Annotated in this window: 8 protein-coding genes; all 8 read right to left on the reverse strand. The window is 40.1% G+C overall.

Translation table 11 applies throughout. The features are described 5' to 3' along the window. Window positions 1-688 (reverse strand): tyrosine-type recombinase/integrase (locus tag QD47_RS27940; protein ID WP_044649192.1); only part of this gene is annotated, 688 nt, incomplete at its 3' end. 160 nt (window positions 689-848) lie between these two features. Beyond that, window positions 849-1,592 carry a hypothetical protein gene (locus tag QD47_RS27945; protein ID WP_044649193.1) on the reverse strand — a complete coding sequence of 248 codons (744 nt, stop codon included), beginning with the start codon at window positions 1,590-1,592 and terminating at the stop codon, window positions 849-851. 66 nt (window positions 1,593-1,658) lie between these two features. Beyond that, a complete protein-coding gene (locus QD47_RS32745) occupies window positions 1,659-1,820 on the reverse strand; it encodes a hypothetical protein (RefSeq protein WP_200893539.1) in 162 nt (53 codons plus the stop codon). Window positions 1,821-1,838: 18 nt separating this feature from the next. Beyond that, entirely contained in the window at window positions 1,839-3,110 is a 1,272-nt protein-coding gene (locus QD47_RS27950) for a site-specific DNA-methyltransferase (protein WP_044649194.1), read from the reverse strand. A 385-nt stretch (window positions 3,111-3,495) separates the two neighbouring features. Continuing rightward, a complete protein-coding gene (locus QD47_RS27960) occupies window positions 3,496-5,700 on the reverse strand; it encodes an ATP-binding protein (protein WP_200893540.1) in 2,205 nt (734 codons plus the stop codon). A gap of 575 nt (window positions 5,701-6,275) precedes the next feature. Next, a complete protein-coding gene (locus QD47_RS27965) occupies window positions 6,276-7,868 on the reverse strand; it encodes a DEAD/DEAH box helicase family protein (RefSeq protein ID WP_044649196.1) in 1,593 nt (530 codons plus the stop codon). Between the two features lie 35 nt (window positions 7,869-7,903). Next, entirely contained in the window at window positions 7,904-8,074 is a 171-nt protein-coding gene (locus tag QD47_RS32750) for a hypothetical protein (protein WP_165264052.1), read from the reverse strand. Between the two features lie 99 nt (window positions 8,075-8,173). Continuing rightward, on the reverse strand, window positions 8,174-10,794 hold a 2,621-nt coding region (locus QD47_RS27970; protein WP_044649198.1), incomplete at its 5' end, for an RNA dependent RNA polymerase.

Genomic DNA, 10,794 nt, shown 5'->3' on the forward strand with positions numbered 1-10,794 from the left:
GGGGTGTAACCTTTACATTGACTCGATCCCCGTATTTGCTCAAAATCAGATTAATCGCATTTCGCTCCAAGGCTCCGCGCTGCCCAATAAACAAGTGTTCTGAATCAACCTGTGGTCTGACTTCAAGATACCGAGTAATGGCTTTTCGCACATCCTTATTTAATGGAATGGTGCGGAAGGCGTTTCCTTTACCGAATACCTTCAACAATCCTTTGCGTTCACTTATTTCAATATCCTTCAATTGGATACCAACCAATTCGCTTACTCTTATTCCCGTTCCCAGCAACAATTCAATCATGCAGATATGCATTCGATTACCCATACGGTGAATTTCATTCCGCAGCTTCCACAAATCCTTTTCCGCTAACCCTTTGTATTGCCGAACGACCTTGTTCCTGACCGCTTCGATATGTATTTCTTCCTTTATATAGCCTTGTTGATGCATCCATTGTGCAAATACGTTGATACTGGCGATCTTGCGGTTGATGGTCAGTATCGCTTGGTTGGTGCTTTGCAGATATTTTTTGTATTCTACCCCATCCAATTCAATCCACTTGTCTAGTCCATATTCCGTCTTGCCCCGATACCAAGCTATGAACTGCAATACGTCCCTAGTATAGCAGGAAACCGTATTTTCACTCCGATCCTTGCTCCGTAAATGTGCTTCAAACCCTTGAATATACTCCATATTCGCCCCCACCCTTCGCTTTGTGTGTCACATCATACCGTTGATGTGGGGCAAAGTCCACCGTTTGCATAACCTATCTTATGCACTGATTCTGGCTACTTTTGGGGCTAATTCAGGGCTGAAACTGGCGTTTATCTATACAAATACTGACGGCATAACGTTATGACTGCGAATCATCCGGCTCTAGGTATCCTTCCTCAATCTCAACCGATTCCTCAATAGCTTCATAGTCTGCATCCACTACATCTGCTTCAATCATATCCAGAAATAGCTGCTTACGTTCCTGTTCCAGCGCTTTCGTATTCACCACCAACTCACGTCGATCATTCCACTCATTGGGTGCGCGATTCTTTAAGTAGAAGATCATCGCTGTCGGATTGGGAGGCTGATATCGTTTCACCTTCTCAATACGAGTCTTCTTTTTTCCATTTTTGTCCTCTTCGACTATTGTTTTAATTTCTTCATATTCATAGCCCGTAGCAGCTTTTAAAAGTGAATTTTCTACGTGTGATATGGGGACAGATCTGCTCCATTTGACTAGTTCAGCCAGCATCGGATGTTTATCTATATACTCGTACCAAGTCGTTTTACCAATGTCGAGTTTCTTGATGATATCCTCTGCATTCACGCCTTCTTCGAACCATTGCTGAATCTCCGCTAATCTAGGGGATACATGTGTTTCCCATTTAGTTGGACGTTCCAATGCTTCAGCAAATTTGTGATGTTTCCTTCTATAATCGCCTAATGTCCAAATATGAATGTTCAGTCGCTTAGCAATCTCTTCATCTGTTGCTCCTTCACGTACCCAAACGGGAATATCCTTCAGTCTTGGCACAACGAATTGATCATATTTAGTCAGTATTTTTGGTTTATTCCTTTTGGGATTGTTATTGTTCTTGCTCATTCTGCTCACCTCCAGCACAAAAAAAGGGAATAGACTATATAGCCCACTCCCCATATGTATTCTAGCTTACCCTTCTAACTCAGCCTCATAAAACAACTCGATATCCTCAATCACCTTCTGAATCAGCTCATTATCCTCACAAGCTTCCTCAGCTCCCAGCACGTTTACCTTTTCGGCTTGCATACCCTTCAGGAATCGAACCACCATATTCACTTTTGCCTTACCCAATTGAATCACCCTTTCGGTTTAGTCAGCACATGATACCTCTGACCTTGCCGACTCAGCAACTACTTCTTGATAGCTATACCGCTTACCATCCCGAATCAAATATACACCGCTATCGTTGCCAACATGGGCAATATACCGCTTCACAATCACATCTACATATTTTGGATCAAGCTCACTCGTATAGCAAATCCGCTCAGTCTCTTCACAAGCAATCAATGTTGAACCTGAACCACCAAATGGATCAAACACAATATCACCAAGCTTGCTTGAATTTTTAATCGGATAGCTAATCAAGGGAATCGGCTTCATCGTGGGATGATACTCATTGCGGAAAGGGCGATCAAATTGCCATAATGTCGTTTGCTTACGATCACTGTTCCAGTAGTGTCCACCTGTCGGCTTCCAACCATATAATACGGGTTCATGCATCCAGTGATAATCTTGTCTACCCATTACCATTGCTTGCTTAGCCCATATGCAACACTGTGCCAGTTTGAATCCAGCTTCAATAAATGCCTTCCTAAAATTCAAGCCTTCGCTATCGGCATGGAACACATAAATACTTGCTCCATCATCTGCTACTTCATACATTCGAGTATGAGCTGCCAATAGGAAATTATAAAACTCGTGATTATCCATCTTATCGTTTTCAATTTTCAATGCATCCTTGGTCTTACCTGTATAGTCCACATTGTAGGGCGGATCAGTTACAATGAGCTGAGCCTTTTTACCATTCATCAATGTTACAATATCCTGCGGATTAGTCGAGTCTCCACATATGAGCCTATGCTTACCAAGTAGCCAAATGTCACCTTTGCGAGTGATCGGATGTTCAGGCAAAGCTTCTTCTAAATCAAAATCATCTTCCTCATCGGCTGCTGTATCTTCATGCAATGAGTCTAACAACTTCTCCGCTTCAGACCAATCAAAGCCCGTTAGCTCAATATTATAATCTGCTTCTTTCAACTCATCTAATAATGTAGCCAGTGCGTCAAAGTCCCACTCCCCTGTAATTTTGTTGAGCGCTATGTTCAGAGCTTTCTCTTTCGACTTATTCACATCGACGATGACACAATCGACTTCATCGTATCCGAGTACCTTCAACACTTTGGCACGTTGGTGGCCTCCCACGATGGTATAATCGCTATTACAAATAATTGGTTCACAATAACCGAATTCGATAACACTATTCCTGATCTTTTCAAACTCTGGATCACCCGCTTTTAAATCCTTCCTTGGATTATATTCCGCATGTACCAGTTGATCGATCTTCAATTTCATCCATTTCATTTATAATACTTGCTCCTTTATGTCTATAGCCTTATCATTATTTCTGGCGTTTTTTATGTACGGAATTAACGTTTCTACGTTTACGAATTTGATTTCCAATCCACTTGATCCCCCTTTCTAAACTCGCTTTTAAAAAGACTGCGACCCAAATCCAGGTGTAAAACACACCAATTGCAGTAACAAATCGTAATATTTCTATGATTATTGCTTGTAACATTAATAGCATTCATATTTCTCCTCTCTAAAATGAAAAGGAACCCTAGCCAATAGCCAGAATTCCCGTGTATGATATGTATTTTTAAATTTTTGATATTTCAATCATCATTCAACTTGCTAAATTTCTTGTCGTAAAACTACAAATTTTAAATCGTGACTCCGCTAGCTTCTACAATTCAATTTGATCGCTTATATTACTAATGACCTCTCGCCAACATTGCTCCCGTTGGTTGTCCAGTACATGATATACTTCCTCTTCCAATACCTTGTATCGTTCACTTAATTCAGGCGAAAGGTGAAGCATTCGTTGACGTACACGTTCTTCCAAATGGGCTTCTCGTAGAATTTCATTCATTATTTCTTGCTCGACACGTTGTTGAATGCTTTGCTCTAGGCTTAGCATAAGCGTTGATGAATCTGGAATGACCTTGCCCTTATCATACTCAGACATCTTCCCTTCCAGCCAAGAAACAAATAACTCGGAATCCATGGCGTTCAACTCGACTCGATTCGTTTGTAGCCAATCTTTCCATTCGCCAGCTACATAACCCGCTACAGGTTTCTCGTCTCTCTTCCTTTCTAACTTTTCTACTTCTAGACCCATATGAACAGCTTCCTCTGGATCAAGTCCCAAATTAATCACTCGTACTTTTCGACCTGGGCGAGCTTTCGTTTCCTCCACCAATGTCTCATAGATTTTAGTTCCAGCAGCATCAGCATCATGGATACAGAAGAACTGTAGTTCCTCCTCCGTTTCCCCCAACATATCCAGCAAATCCTTAACGGCTCGACTGGCATATCCCTTCGATGTAACCAATGCACAATCATACCGTTCAGGGAATTTTGCTTGCTTTAATAGCGGGAATAAACCTTCCTTTTCGCAGTATAGGATTTTATTAAATGTCCAATTCGGTCGACTATAGTTTTGAACCGTCAATGTACCGATAGGAATCTCCTCACCTGTATGAGGGTGATACAATACACCTCGATTATCCCGATACAAATTTGGAATCTCTCCGCATTCATTTTCATAGTTGGTAATGATTCCGCAAAAATTTCCATATTCAAGCTGGCGACCTAACTCTGAATTGATGTAAGGACGAATGGCATAATACAGTTGGCGTAAGCTGAAGGGATACTTACCGTTACCACTTGCTTTGTCGATGGCTACTTGTAAATGAGACAGAATGATAACCTTCTGTGACTTTTTCTTATCCGTTGGAGGAATATGCTTCTTTGCTCGTTTAGCTGCCTTCTGAATGACCGCTACTATCGTTTCTTTCATCGGCCTGAGATCCGGTGCTTTCCCATCACTGATAATCGGCATATAAGGCGTAATCATATTCACTACTACACGGGCTGGTTTCATTTTGATATCCTCAAACAACCCACATCCTGAGATCGTTTGCTCTTGCTTCCCACGATACCAACTCATCTGTCCTGTTGTGGGGGACTTATTCATTAGAAAATCTAATCCATGGGGCTGATTATAATCTACCCATGCCTCCATAACATAAGGAATTTCAGCTACATACTCCCCTTTTCCACTGTCCACTGTAAATTGGCTATCCATTCTGTAGTAGCCGTTACCAGACATCTCACCTATGCCAAAAAGTCGATTCCCATTTACGGGCTTACTGTTATTCCGAATCACACAAAGCAATAATTCTGTTTCAGCAAACGAAAGCGATTGAACCACTTTGCTTTTATAGTCGCTTGCCACTTTTCCAGCTTTCGTACCTGTACAACCGTCAAATTCTGCAACCAACTCGCGTACACTACCTGTATAACCTTGGCACAATTCATAAAATGCTTCTGACGTGTACCAATAGCCAGATGTTCTCCCCTTATACTCTTCACCCTGATTAAAATGAATTGCTGATTCTGCCCATTTCAGGTTTGGCGTTAATGAATCACCAAACTGAATTTCAATCTTCGTTCCCGTATGAGGAGAATCGCCTACTTGCTTAGCCGTAGAGGTTCCATCTGCTTGGAAATGAATCTGATATCTTTGTCCACGTGTGGATACGCATAAACTCCCACCCGAAGCAATAACCGCACCTGATACGACACGAAGTCCATTTCCCAATGCTCCCCGAGTTGGCATCCGTAGTATTTTACTAGACAGAAACGGACGATTAATGGAGAATAGCTTGGGCAATAATTCAGGATTGATCCCCTCACCTTGATCCTTTACATAGAATCCATTCGGTTCCACATATCCCACTTCACAGTGTCCACAATGATCCAGAGCGTTATCTGCCAACTCCTTCGCAACCAATAGTCCAAGTTTGTCCCGGCTGACCCCGGCTTTCTGTGGTAGTGTTTCTAAATTTCTAAATTTTGTCCAATCCTGAGTTGTGATCAAATCCAAGTTTAAAATCTCTCCCTTTTCGATTTTTTTGAGCAAGATAAAATTCAATATGAAACATGAAAATTTTAAAGCGGTAATCTATAACTCTATTAAATTCGCCGTTGAATAGAACGTGTATTCACATCACGACCTCTCTACGGGCTGACAAGCCCTGTGCGAAGCACACTACTACATCAATAGTCTATTTAATAAATTCTCTAATCATTATGTAAAATTAGTTTTAATGGAACTTTATATTATTCATCTACTCGTGGGATAGGGGAAACTCAAAACCGCGATAAAACCACTTCGCTGCGCTTCGTAAACGGTAGTATCGCCTGCCCCCGTTTCCCCTCCCACACCCAACCCCTTTGTGGCTAATTAAGTTCACTTTTTCGTAATTTTCTAAGTTTCCTTAATTCATAAAACGGTTGATTTCATTGACTTTTTTATCATCTGGACAGCAAATCATGGATATATGTATATATAAGCATTACTCCACAATTTGCGGTCCAAGATTAAAAAAATCCTTATATGTACTACCTTTTTGGCAATATCGAAAATGAGAAAAATTTGATTATTTTGTTGTAACCGATTTATCCGTTAAATTTGCTAACTAACCAATATCGCTTTCCTTTATGGGGATTGTTGCTTCCATCTTCTAACTTTTTTCGGTTATCTGGAAAACTACCAATCGCATATTTTAATTGATTCGATTGTAGGTAGGATTGTAATTGGCTAATATCCTTTTGTAATCTGCCTCGATAATCCTTGATATCAAATTTTTCAATGACTTGTTTCTGACCCTCTTTGTATATTCTTTTACCGACTATCGTATCTAAATAGCTACATAATTCTTCTTGCTCAAATCGTTTCTCAATCAACGTGATTTTATTTTTATGTAATAAGTTCGAAATGTACATCATATAGGCATCGCTTTCCTTTTTCCCTCCAGTTTCTTCCCTGAAATTATTGGTTTCTCTATTCTGATCCAGCATTGCTTTAAGCCTATCTCTCGTAGCTACAGCTTGAAGATATTTAACTCTGGACACCGTCTTCTTCGATTTATATTTTCCATCACTCGTTGTGTTGTCTTTAATGATGTAATTGGATTTCCTCGAAAATTTACCCACTAGCTTTTTCCACTCTTCAACTCCACCATGAATAAAAGCATCTGCTTCATCCAGTTTCTTCTGGACGGTTCTCAAGTAATTATTCAAATCTCGATTGCTTCGATTCAGTAACACCACATGAACCTTATCCTGGTCATTCTTGAATCTCTTTCGCCCAATACACTGTAGCATCGTATCCACATCAAATAGATCGCACACAATTAATTTAATTTGCTCATCCTTCAAATCAAAACCATTATCAAGCACCGTCGTGGTGAATAGATATTTACAGTCAAACCTATTTTGCTTGACCATAGACTCCACTTGATCATCATCTACATGTTTGAGATACTTTCTGTTTTTGCTGCTTTTACTGCATACGAATAGTGAATCGTCATACTTCACATGAAGCTCAAAAGCCTTTTGGATCGTGTCTGCAAAATATATAATTTTATCGTTAGCTTTATTGAATTTGCGCTCAATCCATTTTTCTACTGCATAAAAGTCTGTATAAAAGGATAACGATGCAATTGGATTGAATTTTATTGGAATGGAGTACGTCCATATTTTATTACCTTTTTGTTTGAGTTTATGTCTGTACTGATCCTTGATGTAAGAGAATAACACATGACCTGTTGCGGACATAAAAATCCTGATTTGAGACTGTAAATTAAGGATGGCCTGAAGGGAATCATCCGAATTATCATTGAATCCGCTATCTGTAGTAAAGTAATGTGATTCGTCACACACGATGTATTTATACGGAGAAAAATCGTACTCCTCGTCATTGTTTAGCTGGTTCTCAATCGTTTGATATAATTCAACTTTGATTCTTGAAAACAGTGAATTGTCGATAGCTTCTTTATTCTGTTTATACAGGTTCTTTCGATTGACCAATAAAAGTATGTTCACATTTTGCTGATCCGCTAATTGTTCCAGCTTATTTCGAATAAAATAGGATTTACCTGATGCTGTCCCACTGCTTATTAAAATGATATCTCCATTTTTCCATTCAGCCTCCTCCCCATTTATCTTCTCAGTTACATTTTGCTTTGGCTTATAATCATCAATTCTCATCAAATGCTCCTCACATGATTTCTAACATCTACATTTTAATGATTTGTTGCTTCCCATTCATCAATGGCTACAGATAGTTCTGGCGTTTTCAGATACATGGAAAATAAAACATTCGTCTTATAATGTCGTGCCTTCGTTATAAACGAGAACCCCTTACTCGTCAGATAATTAAACAAATGAATATCGTAACAATAAAAGTAGCTCATTCAGATTCACTCCTGTCATTGTGGAATTGCACCCTATAGCAGGTGTCACCCAAGCGCCCGTGTTAACAGGCGCCTATCATGACAGACAAATGATTCACGTTAGTCGATATGAACTATCGCCTTAAAGCTCGATTTCGTGACTTTCTCGATAGATAAAAATTCAATTGCTGTACCATTAAAATCCAGTAAGGATAGCCCCTCATCTCGGCGAATGACCTGATCTCTTGGAATTATACATTTTAATTCCCCCTGCTCATCCATAATATGAACGTATCGGTACTCGACTACCTGAATTTTCAATTTCTTACCCAATACATCGTCAGCTATCAACTGCGATTCTTCCTGAGACTTTTTCAATGTGCTGAAGCCAAGCGAATAATCCTTCAATGTTCGTCTTGTACTTCTCCCATCCAGCAAAGAAGGCGTATTACTGATTTGTACTACGGTTTCTCGTTCAGCTTCATACCCGATAAAATACTGCCCCATGATTTCAAATAATGAATACACACCGTCCGGCATATAGAATGGAAACTCCAGATCATCTATTGTAGCGATGCCAGCTTGAATGATAAGCTCCTTGCCTTCTACATTACGATTCGTGAGCCTGTTCACCTTTCGTACTTCCATCTTCAAAACATTTTCATGCTGCTTTAGATTTTCCAGTAGCCCATCTACAAACAGCCATGCAAAGGAGTACGTTCTGTAGTTTTGATATGCGATCTCAACAGCAACACTGGCAAGTATCGAAGGATAAGGACAGATCTCTTCACACTGAGCTTGGTATTCCTCTCTTAATCTGGCGTATTCCACGCTGATTGCTTTCCGGGTATCATTATCCCTTTCCCATTTTTTCAGCTCATTAAATTGCATACGTCGATGATCAATTGGTTTCTTCTGCTTGTTGTATTCTGTATACAGTGGCTCAATGCGAGCTAGATAGCTCAGAAACTTGGGCTGGCTAATTTTACTCATATCCTGTATCAGTTGTCTCGTACTCTCGATGCTGAAAATGGACTGATCCAGTTTGCCATCTTCCATCTGGAACTTGTCATCTATATACTTTTCTGCCACAACGCAAAATTGATTAAACGGCGATTTCATCGAGTGCTGATAATCCTCTGCCTTGCCACCCTTCGCAAAACGAAAGAAATACGGCATTTGGATAGCCAGACGATCCAGCACATATGGAATCTCTACTTCCAATCCATTTTTGGTCGCATCAATGATTTGACCTTGGAGAAATTTAAGGACAGAGTTTTCCAAAACGCGTGCTTGAAGGCTCCCTTCCTCCAAAGCCAGATTCTGAAAATACGTATTCACATTCGTACATCTGCCCGTCAGGTTATGTAGGCTCTTTAGCTCCATATTGACGATACTGTCCATATGATTCGGTACAGGAGCAGCTACTTTTTTATCATCTTCATTGATGATCGTAGGAGCATCAATCACTGCCTTGAGTATGGTGGGATCATTGGTACAGAGAGCCGTATCTCCGTCCACATCTCCTAGTCCAAGTCTTGCCAGTGTTAAATCACAACAGTTCAGAACAATCACGTTGTCCAGATGACATATATATCGGGTATGTACTTGTACAAAATCTAGCTTACCGACTTCATTAAATATCGTTAACGGTGAACGGAATAAAGCATGCATTCCACGTTTCCGATTCATAAAGGCTTGGTTCTTCTTCAATACACCTGTTACTGGTTTTCCGCTGGCATGCTCCATAAACGCAATCGGATCGTTGGTTAGATAAAAGTAGCTACCTCGAATCGGGATACGACCTTTCAACATATCCTGTACTTTCAGCATGGCTTGCTTCACGATGAATTTGCGGACATTTCCGTCATACAGCATTAGTTCATTCAAATCGATGGCTTGGATGATTTCATTTATAAATTGTTTCTTCTGACCCCGTTCTATTTCATCTTCCTGTTCGTCGGATTCCTCATCTTCATTTTTAGGTTCATCGTCTTCTTGGACTAACATATGTAAGAATGCTTTCGTGTAAGCAATATCTCGAAGCCACTTTCCATGGGTGTCATCCTTTTGTCCATGTAGTACACGTTTGATGACATCCATTAGAGGCGTAGCTAATTGAAATAAATCGTTCAATGTGAGATTCAGCGCATGAATATATTGGTATGTCAGTGGTGTGTAGGCGTTCATCTGGTATGCTGGCTTCGCATAATTGGCGACCCAAAAATTGTTATGATTATGTACTTTCAGTAATGCTTCATATTCCGTTATATTTTCAAACAAACACTTAGGCTTAGCTTCTTCCTCACTGTATTGATGCCATGCTTTGAAGCAGGATTTGGTGAGGATGAGATCAATAGGACGACCCTGTTTGTCGATGATCGGCTTAGATTCACCAAAAACATCTTTTATTTGTGTCACGTTATGTTCCTTGAACCATTTCATCAGATCGAACCGGATAAAGTTACCTTTAATATATGGAAGTCTTCCCTGAACTGCATTAGGTGAATAGGATAGGTTCAAATGCTGTCTGATACGCTCTGCAAACTGGAAGCTCATTAGACCTTGACCATCAAAAAACTGGACACTCTTATTTTCATACTGTGGATACTCTACTCGCTTGAATCCAATGGACTCTTCATTGATTGTGATAATGGGAATTTCTTCTGTTTGCTCGATGGAATAGCAAGGATATAGTTCATCATTATACATAACTGAACGAGCAGGGAAAGGAATTGCTT

The sequence above is a fragment of the Paenibacillus terrae genome (assembly GCF_000943545.1).
In the GTDB taxonomy this organism is placed as follows: Bacteria; Bacillota; Bacilli; order Paenibacillales; family Paenibacillaceae; genus Paenibacillus; species Paenibacillus terrae_A.

Bases quoted from the DNA above. Each gene is read 5' to 3' on its own strand.
- QD47_RS27965 (WP_044649196.1), bottom strand. From the start codon at position 7,868: ATGAGAATTGATGATTATAAGCCAAAGCAAAATGTAACTGAGAAGATA.
- QD47_RS27945 (WP_044649193.1), bottom strand. From the start codon at position 1,592: ATGAGCAAGAACAATAACAATCCCAAAAGGAATAAACCAAAAATACTG.
- QD47_RS32750 (WP_165264052.1), bottom strand. From the start codon at position 8,074: ATGAGCTACTTTTATTGTTACGATATTCATTTGTTTAATTATCTGACG.
- QD47_RS27950 (WP_044649194.1), bottom strand. From the start codon at position 3,110: ATGAAATGGATGAAATTGAAGATCGATCAACTGGTACATGCGGAATAT.